The 16,629-nt window shown below is 63.1% G+C and carries 15 protein-coding genes; 13 read left to right on the top strand and 2 right to left on the bottom strand.

All coding sequences use genetic code 11. The features are described 5' to 3' along the window. Positions 1-11 precede the first annotated feature (11 nt). Entirely contained in the window at positions 12-1,517 is a 1,506-nt protein-coding gene (locus AC1D10_RS29060) for a UxaA family hydrolase (protein WP_477278044.1), read from the bottom strand. A 229-nt stretch (positions 1,518-1,746) separates the two neighbouring features. Here AC1D10_RS29060 and AC1D10_RS29055 point away from each other — a divergent pair, with 229 nt between their 5' ends. The 6 genes from AC1D10_RS29055 (at position 1,747) to gndA (ending at position 7,625) form a co-directional block, all read left to right on the top strand. Then, positions 1,747-2,649, top strand: a complete 903-nt coding sequence (locus AC1D10_RS29055) for a GntR family transcriptional regulator (RefSeq protein ID WP_477278042.1) — start codon at positions 1,747-1,749, stop codon at positions 2,647-2,649. 137 nt (positions 2,650-2,786) lie between these two features. After that, positions 2,787-3,143 carry a DUF2946 family protein gene (locus AC1D10_RS29050; RefSeq protein ID WP_477278040.1) on the top strand — a complete coding sequence of 119 codons (357 nt, stop codon included), beginning with the start codon at positions 2,787-2,789 and terminating at the stop codon, positions 3,141-3,143. Between the two features lie 98 nt (positions 3,144-3,241). Then, positions 3,242-3,778 carry a copper chaperone PCu(A)C gene (locus tag AC1D10_RS29045; RefSeq protein WP_477278038.1) on the top strand — a complete coding sequence of 179 codons (537 nt, stop codon included), beginning with the start codon at positions 3,242-3,244 and terminating at the stop codon, positions 3,776-3,778. 35 nt (positions 3,779-3,813) lie between these two features. Beyond that, on the top strand, positions 3,814-4,332 hold the full coding sequence (locus AC1D10_RS29040) for a YcnI family copper-binding membrane protein (RefSeq protein ID WP_477278036.1): 519 nt from the start codon (positions 3,814-3,816) through the stop codon (positions 4,330-4,332). A gap of 92 nt (positions 4,333-4,424) precedes the next feature. Continuing rightward, positions 4,425-6,029: a copper resistance CopC/CopD family protein gene (locus AC1D10_RS29035; RefSeq protein WP_477278034.1), complete on the top strand. Its 1,605-nt coding sequence runs from the start codon at positions 4,425-4,427 to the stop codon at positions 6,027-6,029. Between the two features lie 168 nt (positions 6,030-6,197). After that, complete coding sequence (gene gndA, locus AC1D10_RS29030) at positions 6,198-7,625, top strand: NADP-dependent phosphogluconate dehydrogenase (RefSeq protein WP_477278032.1); 1,428 nt, start codon at positions 6,198-6,200, stop codon at positions 7,623-7,625. Here the strand turns inward: gndA and AC1D10_RS29025 are convergent. Then, entirely contained in the window at positions 7,622-8,674 is a 1,053-nt protein-coding gene (locus AC1D10_RS29025; protein WP_477278030.1) for a LacI family transcriptional regulator, read from the bottom strand. The two genes, gndA and AC1D10_RS29025, sit on opposite strands and share 4 nt — an antisense overlap. A gap of 404 nt (positions 8,675-9,078) precedes the next feature. Between AC1D10_RS29025 and AC1D10_RS29020 the strand changes: the two genes are divergently transcribed. From AC1D10_RS29020 to mgrA, 7 genes are all read left to right on the top strand, one after another. Next, positions 9,079-10,335, top strand: a complete 1,257-nt coding sequence (locus AC1D10_RS29020; protein ID WP_477278027.1) for an ABC transporter substrate-binding protein — start codon at positions 9,079-9,081, stop codon at positions 10,333-10,335. A gap of 205 nt (positions 10,336-10,540) precedes the next feature. Next, a complete protein-coding gene (locus AC1D10_RS29015; protein ID WP_477278025.1) occupies positions 10,541-11,437 on the top strand; it encodes a carbohydrate ABC transporter permease in 897 nt (298 codons plus the stop codon). Continuing rightward, positions 11,434-12,369 (top strand): carbohydrate ABC transporter permease, encoded by a 936-nt coding sequence (locus AC1D10_RS29010; RefSeq protein WP_477278023.1) that lies wholly within the window; start codon positions 11,434-11,436, stop codon positions 12,367-12,369. Before AC1D10_RS29015 ends, AC1D10_RS29010 begins: the two co-directional genes overlap by 4 nt. A gap of 5 nt (positions 12,370-12,374) precedes the next feature. Further along, complete coding sequence (locus AC1D10_RS29005; RefSeq protein WP_477278021.1) at positions 12,375-13,472, top strand: ABC transporter ATP-binding protein; 1,098 nt, start codon at positions 12,375-12,377, stop codon at positions 13,470-13,472. A gap of 46 nt (positions 13,473-13,518) precedes the next feature. After that, complete coding sequence (locus AC1D10_RS29000; RefSeq protein ID WP_477278019.1) at positions 13,519-14,265, top strand: sugar phosphate isomerase/epimerase family protein; 747 nt, start codon at positions 13,519-13,521, stop codon at positions 14,263-14,265. An 11-nt stretch (positions 14,266-14,276) separates the two neighbouring features. Further along, a complete protein-coding gene (locus AC1D10_RS28995; RefSeq protein ID WP_477278017.1) occupies positions 14,277-15,419 on the top strand; it encodes a Gfo/Idh/MocA family protein in 1,143 nt (380 codons plus the stop codon). Positions 15,420-15,535: 116 nt separating this feature from the next. Next, complete coding sequence (gene mgrA, locus AC1D10_RS28990) at positions 15,536-16,582, top strand: L-glyceraldehyde 3-phosphate reductase (protein ID WP_379103066.1); 1,047 nt, start codon at positions 15,536-15,538, stop codon at positions 16,580-16,582. Positions 16,583-16,629: the final 47 nt, after the last annotated feature.

The raw sequence follows: 16,629 nt of genomic DNA, 5'->3' as shown, positions 1-16,629 counted from the left end.
AAAACAAAGAGTTAGAGCGTTGCACCAAGATGCCAGGGCACGAACTCGTTGTCGCCGTAGCCAAAATCCTCGCTCTTGGTCTTGCGGCCGGAAGCCGTCTCGACGATCAGTTCGAAGATCTCGCGGCCCATGCCGGCGATGGTTTTCTCGCCAGAGGCGATGACGCCGCAGTTGACGTCCATATCCTCTTCCATGGTGTGATACATGGTCGAGTTGCTGGCGACCTTGATTGACGGCGTCGGCCGGCAGCCGAAGCATGAGCCGCGGCCGGTTGTGAAGACGATGACATTGGCGCCGCCCGCCACCTGGCCGGTGGCAGAGACCGGGTCGTAGCCGGGGGTGTCCATGAACACCAATCCGCTGCCGGTGACTTTTTCTGCATAGCCGAAGACGCCGTTAAGCGGCGTCTGGCCGCCCTTGGCGACCGCGCCCAGCGACTTCTCCAGGATGGTGGTGAGGCCGCCGCGCTTGTTGCCGGGCGACGGGTTGTTGTCGATCGAAGCGCCATGCTTGGCGACATGATCCTCCCACCACTTGACGAAACCGTCGAGCTTCTGGGCGATCTCCGGCGTTGCCGCGCGATAGGCGAGCAGGTGTTCGGCGCCATAGATTTCCGTCGTTTCGGAAAGGATGCCGATGCCGCCGACGCCGGCCAGGATATCGACGGCGGCGCCGAGCGCCGGATTGGCCGTAATGCCCGACATGCCGTCGGAGCCGCCGCATTGCAGGCCGACGACGATCTCGCTGACCGGGATCGGCTCACGCTGCAGCTGGCCGACTTCCTCGGCGATTTCCGCCAGCACCAGCATCGCCTTTTCCACCGATTTGCGCGAACCGCCGGCATCCTGGATGTTGAAATGACGTTTGCCGGCAGCGACACCCTTCTGGCCATAGAGGGTGAGCTGGTTGACCTCGCAGCCGAGCCCGACCATCAGCACGCCGCCGAAATTCGGATGGCGGGCATAGCCGGCGAGCGTGCGGTGCAGAACCATCATGCCGTCGCCGGTGCCGCTCATGCCGCAGCCCTGGCCGTGGACGATCGGGACGAAGCCGTCGATGCCGGGATATTTGGGCAGCAGCGTGCGGTTGGCCTGGTCGGCAATGGCATGGCAGACGGTGGCCGAGCAGTTGACGCTGGCGACGATGCCGATGAAATTGCGCGTCCCCGCACGGCCATCAGCGCGGCGATAGCCCATGAAGGTGCGGGCGCGGTCGGCTTCCGTCGCGTGCTCGGCCTCGCTCGGCGGCACGACTGGCAAGCGGCCGGATTCGAAAACCAGATTGTGCGAATGAACGTGCTCGCCCGCTGCGATGTCCTGTGTCGCGCGACCGATTGCCTGAGCGTATTTCACTACGGCCTCGCCGGCGGCGATCGGCTTGATCGCCACCTTGTGGCCAGGCTCGATCAGAGCGGTGGCGACGGCGCCGCCCGGCAGTGTGGTGCCGATCTCAATGCGGCCGTTGGCGACGGCGACATTGTCCGCGGGGGACAGAAGAATGCTGTTGGAGGCGTTCACGGGCGGTTTCCTGGGTGATCCTGGGATGCGCGGGCGGATTGACACGCGCCTGTTAAAAGATAATGTCTTTTATCGTGAAAAAACAGTTTTGCGTCAATTGTTTTTTCGCCGGGGAGTTCCGCATGTCCGTAGGTGTACCGAAAAGCGATTTCGCTTTTCAGAGGTCATGGGAACGGCATATTGCGCTTCAAGCCAGCAGCCGCAAGCGACGGCGTGCAACGGGTCAGGAATGTCGAAGAGCAACAACGTCTACAAGGATGCCTACAACAGGTGCCTCAGGCTGCTCGATGAAACACGCAGCCTGCCTTCGGAGCCGGAACTGGGTACATTGCTAGGAGTCAGCCGCACCACAGTACGCACCATCCTGGCGCGCATGGAAGAGACCGGGCTGATCGCCTGGAACAAGCGAGCCAAGACTGTGCTGCGCGAACCGCGTCCCGAGGATTTCTTCCCCGAGGAAGAGACCGACACATTGGCCGAGATCATCGAGCGGTCGTTCATGCGCCGGCTGCTCGCCGGCGGTGCCGAGGCCGGTATGCAGATCAACGAGCTCGAACTGGCGCGCGAGATCGGCGTCGGCACCACCAGCGTGCGCGAGTTCCTGATCCGCTTCTCCCGCTTCGGCCTGATCGAGAAGCGCCGCAACAGCCATTGGGTGCTGAAGGGTTTTACGCGCGCCTTCGCGCTCGAACTGACTGAAATCCGCGAAATGTTCGAACTGCGCTCGGCGGCTGCCTTCGCCGCCCTGCCGCTGGACAGCGCGGTCTGGGCCGATCTCGACCGTCTGGAGGGCGAGCATCGCCTGCTGGCAAGCGAGATCGCCGCCCGCTTCAACGAATTCTCCGAGTTGGACGAGCGCTTCCACCGGCTCATCCACCGGGCGTCGCGCAACCGCTTCATCGTCGATTTCTACGACGTCATCGCCATGATCTTCCACTACCACTACCAGTGGAACAAGGCACAGGAACGGGAGCGCAACGAGGTCGCCATCGGTGAGCATCTCGCCTATATCGAGGCACTCAAATCGCGCGATCTCGGCAAGGTGGATGCCGCCTGCCGCAAGCACCTGAAGTCGGCGCGCCAGACGTTGCTGACCTCGATCCCTGAAAGCCGGGCGTCACAAAAACCTTGATATGCCGCGTTGCCGCAGTGTCGATTTGGCGATTTTCGACCTTGGGCTGCCGTGGTAGGTATCTGTCGTTGATTGCTTGACGAGGCAGATCGTTTGAACAGGCAAGGCATTTGACCAAGAAGGGGAGACGGTGGAGCATGCCGGTCGCGCTTGTCGCGGCCTATCTGCTGTTGCTCCAGTCGACGCTCGGTGCGTTCGCCTTCGGCACCGGGCCGGATGCATCGCAACTCGATGCTTTCGGCAACGTCATCTGTACCCGTGAGGGTGCGACCCAGCTTCCTGGCGGCAACCCGCAGCCGTCACATCTGCCGGCATGCTGCGTGCTTGGGTGTGGTATGTTTTCGGGGGCCTTTGCGCCGCCGCCCGAGGCGGGGCTCGCACTTGGCAGCCTTTCCTTTGAAACACTCGCCTTCGTCTTTCCGGCGGCCATCCATCTCGACTTCGCGCGCGAGCGCTCGCCGTCGAACCCGCGTGCGCCGCCGCGAACGGCCTGAGCCTGTTTGCCCGACGGAACCTTTCGCGGGCGTCCCCATCCAAGGAACAGAACGGCTCGCGACCGGCAACGGCGTGACCATCACTTCATGGAGCAACCATGTCCCAACTTTTCCGCATCGCCGCGCGTCCTACGCTCGGCGGCATTTTCCGCAGCTTCGAGATGCGTCTCGGCATTGCCGTGTTGGCGTTTGCGCTGCTGTTCGCCGGCGCCCAGACTGGCTTCGCGCATGAGTTCAAAGTCGGCGATCTCGAGATCGGCCACCCCTGGTCGCGCGCCACACCGGCCGGGGCCAAAGTCGCCGGCGGCTATTTCACCATCACCAACAAGGGCAGCGCACCGGACCGGCTGCTGTCGATTTCCTCCGATGTCTCGGAAAAAGCCGAGCTGCACGAGATGGGCGTCAAGGACGGTGTCATGACCATGCGGCCGGTTGCCGGCGGCCTGGAAATCCCTGCTGGCGGCAAGGTGGCGCTGGCGCCTGGCGGCTATCATTTGATGTTCATCGGCCTCAAGCGGCAACCCAAGCAGGGCGAAAAATTCTCCGCCACGCTGACCTTCGAAAAGGCCGGCGCCGTCAGCGTCGACTTCGCTGTCGAAGGCATGGGTGGCGGCATGGACGACCATGCCAATTGATCCGGCCAGCAATTCCTGAAATCAGAGGGACCATCATGAACAAGCATCTTCTGTCGGCCGGCGCGTTTCTCGTCCTTGGGACAAGTGCCGCCTTCGCGCACATCACGCTCGAAACCCATGAGGCCGCCGTCGGCTCGACCTACAAAGCTGTTCTGCGCGTGCCGCACGGTTGCGATGGCAAGGCGACGACCGCCGTGCGCGTGCAGATTCCGGAGGGGGTGATCGCGGTGAAGCCGATGCCGAAGCCTGGCTGGACGCTGCAGACCAAGAAGGGAAAATACGACAAATCCTACCAGCTCTACGGTCAGGCGGTGACCGATGGGGTCAAGGAAGTCGACTGGAGCGGCGGCAGCCTGCCGGATGAATTCTACGACGAGTTCGTCTTTCGCGCGACGTTGACGGCGGATCTCCCCGTTGGCCAGAAGCTCTACTTCCCGGTGGTGCAGGAATGCGACGGTGCCGCGGATCGCTGGATCGAGATCCCGGCAGCGGGGCAGGATGAAGACGCACTGGAGAACCCGGCGCCCGGCATCAAGCTGTTGCCGAAGAAATAGTAATGTCTTTCGGCGGCGCGCTCCGTTCGCGGAATGCGCCGCCATTTCATGGCAATGGCAAGAACGCGATGTCCTCACGGCGGATGATTCATATGGCCGGCAAGTTCGTCAGCCGGGTTGCCGGCGGGCTGTTGGCCGTGGTCATGCTGCTCGTCGTCCTGGCCTCGACAAGTCCGGCCTTTGCCCATGCCGCACTGATCAAGACCGACCCGGCCGACGGTGCGGTGCTGGCGCAAGCGCCGGCGCAATTCTCATTGACCTTCAGCGAGCCGGTCTCGCCGCTGGTACTGACAGTGGTAAAGCCCGACGGCACGCCGGTTCCGCTGACCGCCTTCCGCCTCACCGACCAGACGGTCGAAATCGACAATCCCCAGATACTCAAGTCCGGCACGCATGTGCTGAGCTGGCGCGTCATTTCCGCCGACGGTCATCCGGTCGGCGGCTCGCTGCTGTTTTCCATCGGCGCGCCAAGCGAGCCGCCGGTCCTGTCCGAGGCTGTCGACTGGCCGCAACGGTCGGCGATCTGGATCGGCAAGGTCTTTCTCTACATCGGCCTTTTCCTTGGCGTCGGCGGCGCTTTCGCCCTTGCCTGGCTGGCACAGGGCGTGCCGTCCGGCCGGCGCTTCGTTATTGGGGCAATCCTTTGCGGGCTGATCGCGGCACCGCTGTCGCTCGGCTTGCAGGGACTGGACGCACTCGGGGCGCCGCTCTCCCATGTGGCGCAGCGGGTGATCTGGCGGACCGGGCTCGGCACCAGCTTCGGCTGGACGGTGCTGGTCGCCCTGATCGCGCTGGGACTCGGCCTGCTGTCGCTGGCCGGACCGCGCCCGGCTGCCAAGCCATTTGCGCTGGCCGGGTTGGCCGGGGTGGGGGTCGCGCTGGCCGCCAGCGGCCACGCCAGTGCCGCCGAACCGCAATGGCTGACGCGGCCGATGGTGTTCCTGCACGGCGTCGGCATCGCCTTCTGGGCCGGTGCATTGATGCCGCTCGGCCTGGCGCTGAAAGGTCAGTCGGCGGAGGCCGCGCCATTCCTGCGGCGGTTCTCACGCATGATCCTGCCTGTAGTGGCCGTGCTTGCCGTGGCCGGCATTGTGCTGGCGATCATCCAGGTGCAGACGCCGGCGGCACTGGTCAACACTGCCTATGGCAGACTGTTGTTGATCAAGCTCGGGCTGCTGGTCTTTCTCTTCACGCTCGCCGCCGTCAATCGCTGGAAACTCACCGCATCGGCCGAGGCCGGAGCGACGGAGGTGCAGCGCAGGCTCGCCCGCTCGATCGGCGTTGAAGTGCTGATCGTGCTCGCCATCTTCGGCGTTGCCGCGGGCTGGCGCTTCACGCCGCCGCCACGGGCACTGGCGATCGCGGCGGCGCAACCGGTCTCGGTCCACATCCACGCGCTGCAAGCAATGGCGGATCTGAGCATCACGCCCGGTCATGCCGGGCCGGTCGTCGCCTCGATGATCATCATGACCGGCGACTTTGGACCGCTCGACGCCAGGGAGGTGACTCTGGTGCTGTCGAAGCCCGATTCCGGTATCGAGCCGCTCAAGCGTGCCGCGACCAAGCCCGGCGATGGCAGCTGGCGCGTCGACAATCTCGTCATTCCGGTGCCTGGCCGCTGGACGGTGCGCATCGACATCCTGGTCTCGGACTTCGAGATGGTGAAGATCGAAGCACCCGTAGACATCAGGCCGTAATGCAGGACCGCCAAGCGCCTCGTACGAACTCGACCGAGAATCGATGCAACACAATTCGGCGAGGCGGTTGACGCGGCCCGAAAGGCCCGTCAATCATCTCGCCGAAGAATGGGCATCCCGGTAAACCGCGAGCTCGAACCAACAAGATCCGAAAGCAGGGAAGAAACGATGGAAAAAGCCGAAATCGGCCTGATCGGCCTTGGCACGATGGGCTCCAACCTGGCGCTCAACATCGCCGAGCATGGGCACCGGATCGCTGTCTTCAACCGCACCAGGGCACGCACCGACGCTTTCGTCGAAAATGCCGGCGCGCTGAAGGACATGGTGGTACCGTGCTACAGCCTGGAGGAACTCGCCGCGGCGATCCGGCCGCCACGCCCGATCATCATCATGGTGCTGGCCGGCAAGCCGGTCGACGAACAGATCGAAGCCTTGCGCGGCGTGCTGTCGGCCAACGATATCGTCATTGATGCCGGCAACGCCAATTTCCGCGACACGATGCGGCGCTTCTCCGAACTGTCGGGCTCGGGCCTGACTTTCATCGGCATGGGCGTGTCCGGCGGCGAGGAGGGCGCGCGCCACGGGCCGTCGATCATGGTCGGCGGCACCGAGGACTCGTGGAAGCGTGTCGAAAATGTGCTGACCGCGATCTCCGCCAAATTCAACGACGAGCCCTGCGCTGCATGGCTCGGAACCGACGGCGCCGGCCATTTCGTCAAGACCATCCACAACGGCATCGAATATGCCGACATGCAGATGATCGCCGAAATCTACGGCATCCTGCGCGACGGCCTCGGCATGGGGCCCAAGGACATCGGCACGGTGTTTTCCAACTGGAACGAGGGCAGGCTCAATTCCTACCTGATCGAGATCACCGCCAAGGTGCTGGCATCAGACGACCCGAAGACCGGCAAGCCGGTGGTCGACATCATCCTCGACCGCGCCGGCCAGAAAGGCACCGGCAAATGGTCGGTCATCGAGGCGCAGCAACTCGGCATTCCGGCGACCGCGATCGAGGCGGCGGTGGCGGCGCGCGTCCTGTCGTCGATCAAGGACGAGCGGCTGGCGTCGGAAAAAGCCTATGGCAACATCGGCGTGACGAAGATTTCCGGTGACACGGACGCATTGCTCAAAGACCTCGAGCTGGCGCTGTTCGCCGGCAAGATCGCCGCCTATGCGCAAGGTTTCGCGGTGATGAGCGGTGCCTCGAAGGAGTTCAACTGGAACCTGCCGATGCCGACCATCGCCAGGATCTGGCGGGCCGGCTGCATCATCCGCTCGCAGATGCTCGACACCATGGCGGAAGCCTTCAGCAAGGGCGGTGCCTCGACCAACCTTCTGATGGCGCCGGCCTTTATTTCGTTGATGCAGGAGGCGCACCCGTCGTTGCGGCGCGTCGTGGCAAGGGCATCGGAGGCCGGCTCGCCGGTGCCTGCGCTGTCTTCGGCACTTGCCTATTTCGACAGCTACCGCCAGGGCCGTGGCACTTCCAACCTGATCCAGGCGCAACGCGACTTCTTCGGCGCGCACGGTTTCGAGCGCATCGACGGACCGGGTGCGTTCCACGGGCCGTGGGGAAGTGGTGCGGCTGGCTAGGATATTGCCTGGCTGAGCGAAAGAACGTCACTGGCTGCGCTCAGGCTCTGCAACGAGCCGGGCGCGGCGCCGCCGATCCAGCCCAGCACGGAACGGGCAAGCTCGGAGCCTGCCAGCCGGAAGTTCTCGTTGACAACCAGCAATTCCGGCCGGAACAGGTGCAGCAGGTCCGACGACTGCTTGGAAACCACATCGACGTCGCGGCCTAGCTTGAGGCCGGCATCCTCGATGCCGGCGACGATAGCGAGTGTCGCGGCGGCAGCGCTGCTGACGAAGCCGTCCGGCCGGTTTTCGCGGCGCATCACCTGTGCGGTCCGGCTCCTGATCTGCTCGATCGTATGGTCGATGGAAACAGTGTTGAACGGAATTTCGCTGGCGCCAACCTCGCTCAGCGCATCGGCAAAGCCGTTCAGCGTGTGGCCATAGTAGGTCAGCCCGGGCGGCGGCGACAGAAGCGCCAGCTTGTGCCGACCCCTACTCGCCAAGCGGCGCACGGCTGCCACCGCGAAAGCATGGTTGTCGAAGTCATGGTAGGGATGGACGAGGCCCATGTCGGTGCGGCCATGCGTGGCAAAAGGCATGCCATGCTCCAGCATGTAGCGGGCGCGCGGGTCGTTCGGTTGGGTGCGCGAGATTATGACGCCGTCGGCGGAGCCGGTCTCGACCAGATAGCGTATGGGGTCGAGTGGATCCTGCGAGCGAGAATAGGGCGTGACGATCAGGTGATAGGGCGTTTCGGCGAGCACTTCCGAAACGCCGTAGATGATGTCCGAGACGAAGCTCATGATCTCGCGATCGGTGTTAAGCACGAGGCTGATGACATTGGTCCTGCCGGTGCGCAGGCGCACGCCGGCACGGTTCGGCCGGTAGCCGATCTGCTTGGCGACGAGCTGAACACGGCGCCTGGTTTCGGCGCCGATTTCCGGGGCGTCCTTCAAGGCGCGCGATACGGTGGTGACGCCGAGCCCGGTCATGAAGGCAAGCGTCTTCAACGTCGGCCGGCCCTGCGCCAACGCCTCCTCGTTCTTTTCCGTACGCCGTCTGTCCATTCGTCCCGCCCGTCAGGCGCATAGCAGCCGCAGGCCGGGTCGGCAATCGCCGCCATAGCGATACGATATGCGCTCCAGCCCCGTCGAGGCTTCAATATACTGAAACGTTACAGATTGCCAATGTCGAGATGCGCGACCGCTCTTGGCGAGATGCAGCGCTCGTTGCGAAACCCATTGGGATTCCAGAAGAAATCGCCCTCGCCACCACCTTTTGCCGGTTTTCACGCGTAATTCCGGTGTTTTGCACTGCAGCAGCCATGTTGCAGCGCACATGAGGTGGTTGCGCGTGCGAATTTGTTCGCGGCTCGAAAAAATGTCGAACTCGCTTCGTTCATGGGGTTGCGCAGTCCGCGCAATTCCCGTATCCAAAATCTGTAACGTTTCAGATTCTGGGAGGAACCGAAATGCGATACAAACTTTTGACCGCTGCGCTGGCAGCGACGGCTGCGCTGCAATTTGCCGGTCCGGCCGCGGCGACCGATCTGGAAGTGATTCACTGGTGGACGTCGAAGGGCGAGTCGGCGGCGGTCTCACAGTTCGCAAAGGCCTTCGACAATGACGGCCACGGTGACCGCTGGGTGGACAGCGCCATCGCTCTCGGCGAAACCGCCCGCTCGACCGTCATGCAGCGCGTGCTCGGCGGCGATCCGCCCGGTGCCGCCCAGTTCAACCCCGGTCGGCAGTACGAGGAACTGATTTCGGGCGGGAAGCTGCTCGACCTCACGGACGTCGCCACCGCCGGCAAGTGGGATGAGGTCATTCGCCCGAAGGCGATCGGCAGCGCCTGCCTCGTCGACGGCCACTGGTGGTGTGTTCCGGTCAACATTCATTCCAACTACTGGGCCTGGTACTCCAAGCCAGTGTTCGAGAAAGCGGGCGTGCCGGAGCCGAAGAGCCTGGCCGATTTCATTGCAGCCGCGCCGAAGATCAAGGAGGCAGGCCTCATTCCCTTCGCCATCGGTGGCGACGGAAACGGCTGGCAGATCCAGTTGCTCTTCCAGGATATGGTGACCGAAGCTCTCGGTGTCGCCAAACGCGATGAGATGTATACCAAGAAGAGCGCCGAAATTGCCGGCGGCCCGGAGATGAAAGCCGTCTTCACGCAGTTGCGGGCCCTGAAGCAATTCACCGACAACGGCTACGCCAACCGCAACTGGAACGACACCACCAACCTGGTGATCACCGGCAAGGCCGGGCTTCAGGTGATGGGCGACTGGGCGCGTGGCGAGTTCGCGGCGGCCGGCATGACCGGGGTCAAGGATTTCGGCTGCATGATCGGTCTGAACGAGGCCAAGCCAGTGGTCAGCACCGACGGCGACATCATCGTGTTCTTCAAGCAGGGCAATGCGGATGTCGAAGCAGCGCAGAAGCGTCTTGCGGCTCTGCTCATCAGCCCGGAGGTTCAGGTCGCTTTCAACAACGCCAAGGGTTCCATGCCCGTGCGTGGTGATGTCGACATGTCGACGGCCGATCCCTGCATGCAGAAGTCGCTGAAAGCGGTGGAAGACCCGTCCAACATCGTCACCGCGACGAACCGGTTCATCACCGAGAACACCAATCAGCAGATCAATGAACTCGTCGCGCAATTCTTCGCAGACGACTCCGTGACTGCTGACGACGCCACTGCGAAGTTTGCTACGATCATCGGCAATTCCGATTAGGAGCCGATCAGTACCCCGAGGCGTCGCCCTTGCGGCGCCGCCCCGGTCGCGTCCCGACCCCGACAGGAAGCTCCCTTTTCTCGGCGACGGGCTGACAATCGCGGGACGGGAAGCTGCGGCGGCCCGGAGCCCTGTGGTTCGGACAACGCTGACTTTCACGCCGGCAACTACCCCAAGGTGCCGGTGGAAGCGAGAAAGACGGACGATGCAGAAAAGCTGGAGGCACAGATTTCACCTGCCCGCCGTCATCGGAACGATACCGATGATTCTCGTTGCCGTCGGCGTGTTCGTGATCGGCATCGGCTTCTCGGTGTTGTGGTCTTTCACCAGTTCGAAGCTCTTCCCGACCTACGATTTCGTCGGTCTGGCGCAGTATCGGCGCCTTTGGGCCGATAACCGCTGGCTCGTCTCGGTCAACAACATCTGGTTCTTCGGCCTGATGTCCATCACCTGCAACATGGTGTTCGGCTACCTGCTCGCCGTTTTCATGGACCAGCGCATCCGCCAGGAGGACCTGTTCCGCTCGATCTTCCTGTATCCTTTCGCCATGTCGCTGATCGTCACCGGTCTGGTGTGGCAATGGGCTCTCGACCCGAACCTCGGCCTGCAGGAGGCGCTCCGCAACTGGGGCTGGTCGAGCTTCAGCTTCGCCCCCCTGGTCGATGCCGAGACCGCGCTTTACGCGCTGGTCGTGGCGGGCATCTGGCAGGGCTCGGGCGTGACGATGGCGATCCTGCTTGCCGGCCTGCGCGGCGTTGACGAGGATATCTGGAAAGCGGCGAGGGTCGACGGCATCCCAACGTGGCGCACGCACTTGTCCATCGTGGCGCCAATGATGAAGGGCGCCTTCGCCACCGCCTTCGTTCTCCAGTGCGTAAGCGTGGTGCGCGTCTACGATCTGGTTATTGCCATGACCGGCGGTGGTCCCGGCATCGCCACGTCCATGCCGGCAGTCTACGTCATCCAGCTCATTACAGTTCGCCAGAACGTCGGCCAAGGCATGGCTGCGGCAACGATGATGCTGCTGCCGGTCCTGATCGTGCTGGCTCTCAGCGGAATTCTACTATGGCGGCGAAATCGTCAGCGGGAAGCGGGCGCATGACCGCCGGCCAGATCACAGCAATTCAGCCTGTCCAGCAAGCGCCGGACCAGGCTGGCGTGGCGCCCTTCGGGCCGAAACCGCGACGGTTGTCGGCCGGCCGCATCGGCATTTATGCTTTCCTGGTCGTTGCGGCGCTCTTCTTCCTCATCCCGGTCTACATCATGATCGTCACCTCGCTGAAGGGGATGCCCGAGATCAGGCTTGGACATCTTTTCAACCTTCCGGGCGAGCCGACATTTCAGCCCTGGGCCGACGCCTGGCTCCATGCTTGCACCGGCCGCGACTGCAACGGCCTCAGTCCAGGCTTTTACAATTCGGTGAAGATCACCCTGCCGAGCGTGGTCATCTCGATCATCTGCGCGTCGATCAACGGCTACGCGCTGACCTTCTGGCCATACAAGGGTGCCAACTTGCTGTTCGGGTTGCTCGTGTTTGGTGCCTTCGTGCCCTATCAGGTCGTGATCTATCCATTGATCATCGGACTGAGCTCGGTCGGGTTGTTCGCGTCCCTTCCTGGCATCATCATCGTGCATACGATCTTCGGAATGCCCATCCTGACGCTGCTGTTCCGCAATTTCTACGCGGCAATACCGGTCGAGCTGTTCAAGGCGGCGCGCGTCGACGGTGCGGGTTTCTGGCGCATCTTTTTCTACATCATGCTGCCGATGTCGGTACCGATCACTGTCGTCGCCGTCATCCTGCAGGTTACCGGCATCTGGAACGACTTCCTGTTCGGCGTCGTGTTTGCCGGGCGGGCCAACTGGCCGATGACGGTGCAGCTCAACAACATCGTCAACACCACCACCGGCGTGAGGGAGTACAATGTCAACATGGCGGCGACCATTCTGACGGCTGCGGTGCCTCTGCTCATCTACTTCATCTCCGGAAGATGGTTCGTGCGCGGCATCGCCGCTGGCGCGGTGAAAGGCTAGTGGATATGGCGCAGAACGGTACCAGCGTTTCGATCCAGGACCTGTCGCTGAGTTTCGGCGTGGTGACAGTCCTGCAGACCCTCAATCTCGATGTCGCCGAGGGCGAGTTCATCGTGCTGCTCGGTCCCTCCGGCTGCGGCAAGTCGACCTTGCTCAACTGCATTGCCGGCCTGCTCGACGTCTCCGAAGGCAGCATCTTCATCAAGGGCAAGAACGTCACCTGGGAAGAGCCCAAGGACCGCGGCATCGGCATGGTCTTCCAGTCGTATGCGCTGTACCCGCAAATGACGGTGGAGAAGAACCTGTCCTTCGGCCTGCGTGTCGCCGGCACGCCGAAGGACGAGATTGCCAAGCGGATCGCACGGGCAGCCGAAATCCTGCAGATCGAGCCGCTGCTGCAGCGTAAACCTGCGGCGCTCTCCGGCGGCCAGCGCCAGCGCGTGGCGATCGGGCGGGCGCTGGTGCGCGATGTCGACGTGTTCCTGTTCGACGAGCCGCTCTCCAATCTCGATGCCAAGCTGCGCGCAGAGCTGCGCGTCGAGATCAAGCTGCTGCATCGCAGGCTGCAGAACACCATGATCTATGTCACGCACGACCAGATCGAAGCGATGACGCTGGCCGATCGTATCGCGGTGATGAAAGGTGGCGTCATCCAGCAGCTCGATGCGCCGCAGACCATCTACAACCGTCCGGTCAACCGCTTCGTCGCCGGCTTCCTCGGCTCACCCGCGATGAATTTCATCGATGGGCAAACGGAGGCCGGCGCGTCTGCGGCCTTCAAGACCGGAAATGTATCCATACCGCTCGACCGCTACGCTTTCGATGCGGCCGGCAACAGCAGCGGACCTTGCATGTTCGGTATCCGGCCTGAGCACGTCGCGTTCGGCGAGGCGGCGAATGCCATGCCCTTTGCCATCGATGCCGCCGTCGAGATCGTCGAGCCGATGGGCTCCGACACGCTGGTGTGGACGAAGCTCGGCGACCAGAATTTTTCTTTCCGCGTCGAGGCGGAAAAGACGCTGCGCAATGGCGAGCCGATCCGGATCGGCTTTGATCCTGCCCGCGCCTCGCTGTTCGACAGCCAATCCGGCAACCGCATGTAGCTCCCAAGCCCTACTACCCCATCCCCAAGCAGAACGGACAGAGACGATGAACTGGTCATTCCAACTTTACAGCGCCCGCAATTTCCAGCCCTGGGAAGGCGTCCTCGCGACGCTCGGCAAGCTCGGCTACACCCAGGTCGAAGGCTTCGGTGGCGTCTATGACGATCCCAAGGCCTTCCGCGCCGAACTCGACAAGAACGGGCTCGCCATGCCGACCGGGCATTTCTCGATCGACGCGCTTGAGAACGATTTCGACGGCGTGCGCAAAACCGCCGACGCACTCGGCATCACGCTGCTCATCTGTCCTTATCTGATGCCCGACCAGCGGCCGTCCGATGCGGCCGGCTGGCGCGGATTCGGCGAGCGCCTGGCCAAGGTCGGCGGCGCCGCGAAAAAGGCAGGCTACGCCTTTGCCTGGCACAACCATGATTTCGAGTTCAAGAAGCTCGCCGATGGCTCGGTGCCGCAGGATCTCATCCTCACGGCGGCGCCCGACATCGGCTGGGAGATGGACGTCGCCTGGGTGGTGCGGGGCGGCGACGATCCGCTGAAGTGGATCGACAAACACGGCCAGCGAATCAGCGCCGTCCATGTCAAGGACATGGCCAAGCCCGGTGAAGGGTTGGACGAGGATGGCTGGTCGGATGTCGGCCATGGCACCATCGACTGGGCCGGCCTGATCAAGGTGTTGCGCGCCAAGAGTGCGGCCCAATACTACGTCATGGAACAGGACAACCCGAACGACATCGAGCGCTTCGCGCGCCGCTCGATCGCAGCCGTCAAGACCTACTAGGAGCAATCAGCATGGCAAAGAAACTTGGCATCGGCGTCATCGGCTGCGGCAACATCTCGAAGGCGTATTTTTCGCTGGCGCCGCTGTTTCGTGGCATCGAGATGCGCGCCTGTGCCGACATCAACATGGATGCGGCGAAGGCACGCGCGAAGGAGTTCAAGCTGCGCGCTGAAACCGTCGACGATCTGTTGAAGGCCGACGACATCGACATCATCGTCAACCTGACCATCCCGGCGGTGCATTTTGAGGTGTCGAAGCAGGTGCTCGACGCCGGCAAGCATGTCTATTCGGAAAAGCCGTTCGTGCTGTCGGTCAAGGAAGGGCTCGACCTGAAGAAACGCGCCGGGGCGAAAGGGCTGCGCATCGGCTCGGCGCCCGATACCTTCCTCGGCGGTGCGCATCAGCTGGTGCGAGAGCTCATCGACACCGGAAAGCTCGGCAAGATCACCAGCGGCACGTGCCACGTCATGGGCCACGGCATGGAGCACTGGCACCCCAATCCCGACTTCTTCTTCCAGCCGGGCGCGGGACCGGTGCTCGACATCGGCCCGTACTACATCACCAATCTGATCCAGCTGATCGGACCGGTGAAACAGGTCGCCGCCTTCGCGTCGACGCCGGCCAAGGAACGCACCATCAGTTCAAAGCCGCGCGCGGGCGAAAAGATCCCGGTCAACACGCCGACGACCATCCATGGCCTGCTGGAGTTCGAGAACGGCGCCGTGATCACGCTCAACACCAGCTGGGACGTCTGGGCCCATGGTCACGCGCCGATGGAACTCTATGGCGAGACGGGTACGGTGTTCGTGCCGGATCCGAACTTCTTCGGTGGCGACGTGCGCTTCACCGAAGACAGCAAGCCGGTCAAGAAGCTGCCGAAATGGCAGCACCCGTTCGGCGTTCCCAACGAGATGCATTCGCAAGGCATGATGGCCAACTACCGCACCGCCGGTCTCGCCGACATGGCGGTGGCGATCGCGGAAGGCCGGCCGCACCGCTGCTCGATGGAACTGGCGCTGCATGCCGTCGACGTCATGACCGGCCTGCTGCGCTCCGGTGAAACCGGCAAGTTCGTCGCCATGCAAACCAGTTGCGAACGGCCGGCCGCACTTGGCGTCAAGGAAGCCAAGGAGCTGCTGGCGAAGAAGAAGTAGGTGCCTCAACCCTCTCCCCGTTCCGACGGGGAGAGGGTAAGGGTGAGGGGCAGAGCCCGACTCGCCGCGTTGTCGCGATGGCGGCCGACTGGCTCGCTTCCATTTGAGGATTTCCGATGCCCTACATACCCGCCGAAAACCGCTACGAAAAAATGGTCTACAACCGCTGTGGCCGCTCTGGCCTGAAGCTGCCGGCGATCTCGCTGGGGCTGTGGCACAATTTCGGCAATGACACGCCGCACAAGACCAAGCAGGCGATCGCGCGCAAGGCGTTCGATCTCGGCATCACGCATTTCGACCTCGCCAACAACTACGGTCCGCCGCCCGGCTCGGCGGAGACCGCTTTCGGCGAAATCCTGCGCACCGATTTCGCCGGCTACCGCGACGAGCTGATCATCTCGACCAAGGCCGGCTACGAGATGTGGGCCGGACCTTACGGTGAATGGGGCGGGCGCAAATACATGCTGGCCAGCCTCGACCAGAGCCTGAAGCGGATGGGGCTCGACTATGTCGATATCTTCTATTCGCACCGCTTCGACCCCGATACGCCGCTTGAAGAAACGATGGGCGCGCTCGACCATGCCGTGCGCTCGGGCAAGGCCCTCTATGCCGGCATCTCGTCCTACAATTCGCAGCGCACGCGCGAGGCCGCCGATATCTTGAAGCAGCTCGGCACGCCTTGTGTCATTCACCAGCCGAGCTATTCGATGCTCAACCGCTGGGTGGAGGAAGACGGCCTGCTCGACACGCTCGAAGGGCTCGGCGTCGGCTCGATCGTGTTCTCGCCACTGGCGCAAGGCATGCTGACCGACAAATATCTCGGCGGCATTCCCGACGGCAGCCGTGCCTCGCAAGGCAAGTCGCTGAGAACAGCCTTCATCAACGACAAGACCATCGCCAACATCAAGGCGCTTGACGCCATTGCCGGCAAGCGCGGGCAGACGCTGGCGCAGATGGCGCTGGCCTGGGTGCTGCGCAAGGGCAAGGTGACCTCGGCGCTGATCGGAGCCAGCCGGCCGGAGCAGGTCGAGGACTGCGTTGGCGCGCTCAAGGTGCCCGACTTCAGCGATGCCGAACTCGCCGAGATCGATACCTACGCGCGCGAGTCCGACATCAATCTGTGGGCGGCTTCGGCCGAACGCAAAGGCCCGCCGAGGAAATAAGCCACGCTCCAGTTATTTGTTCTTGCGGAATTCCGGACGGAAAACCG

The organism is Mesorhizobium sp. P2_A8 (assembly GCF_056404935.1).
This window is presented reverse-complemented; position numbering and strand designations above follow the sequence as displayed.

Excerpts from the sequence above, each read along its gene's own strand:
- AC1D10_RS28995 (WP_477278017.1), top strand. The coding sequence starts at position 14,277 with ATGGCAAAGAAACTTGGCATCGGCGTCATCGGCTGCGGCAACATCTCG.
- gndA (WP_477278032.1), top strand. The coding sequence starts at position 6,198 with ATGGAAAAAGCCGAAATCGGCCTGATCGGCCTTGGCACGATGGGCTCC.
- AC1D10_RS29000 (WP_477278019.1), top strand. The coding sequence starts at position 13,519 with ATGAACTGGTCATTCCAACTTTACAGCGCCCGCAATTTCCAGCCCTGG.
- mgrA (WP_379103066.1), top strand. The coding sequence starts at position 15,536 with ATGCCCTACATACCCGCCGAAAACCGCTACGAAAAAATGGTCTACAAC.
- AC1D10_RS29025 (WP_477278030.1), bottom strand. The coding sequence starts at position 8,674 with ATGGACAGACGGCGTACGGAAAAGAACGAGGAGGCGTTGGCGCAGGGC.
- AC1D10_RS29035 (WP_477278034.1), top strand. The coding sequence starts at position 4,425 with ATGGCCGGCAAGTTCGTCAGCCGGGTTGCCGGCGGGCTGTTGGCCGTG.
- AC1D10_RS29010 (WP_477278023.1), top strand. The coding sequence starts at position 11,434 with ATGACCGCCGGCCAGATCACAGCAATTCAGCCTGTCCAGCAAGCGCCG.
- AC1D10_RS29015 (WP_477278025.1), top strand. The coding sequence starts at position 10,541 with ATGCAGAAAAGCTGGAGGCACAGATTTCACCTGCCCGCCGTCATCGGA.
- AC1D10_RS29055 (WP_477278042.1), top strand. The coding sequence starts at position 1,747 with ATGTCGAAGAGCAACAACGTCTACAAGGATGCCTACAACAGGTGCCTC.
- AC1D10_RS29040 (WP_477278036.1), top strand. The coding sequence starts at position 3,814 with ATGAACAAGCATCTTCTGTCGGCCGGCGCGTTTCTCGTCCTTGGGACA.
- AC1D10_RS29045 (WP_477278038.1), top strand. The coding sequence starts at position 3,242 with ATGTCCCAACTTTTCCGCATCGCCGCGCGTCCTACGCTCGGCGGCATT.
- AC1D10_RS29005 (WP_477278021.1), top strand. The coding sequence starts at position 12,375 with ATGGCGCAGAACGGTACCAGCGTTTCGATCCAGGACCTGTCGCTGAGT.
- AC1D10_RS29020 (WP_477278027.1), top strand. The coding sequence starts at position 9,079 with ATGCGATACAAACTTTTGACCGCTGCGCTGGCAGCGACGGCTGCGCTG.
- AC1D10_RS29050 (WP_477278040.1), top strand. The coding sequence starts at position 2,787 with ATGCCGGTCGCGCTTGTCGCGGCCTATCTGCTGTTGCTCCAGTCGACG.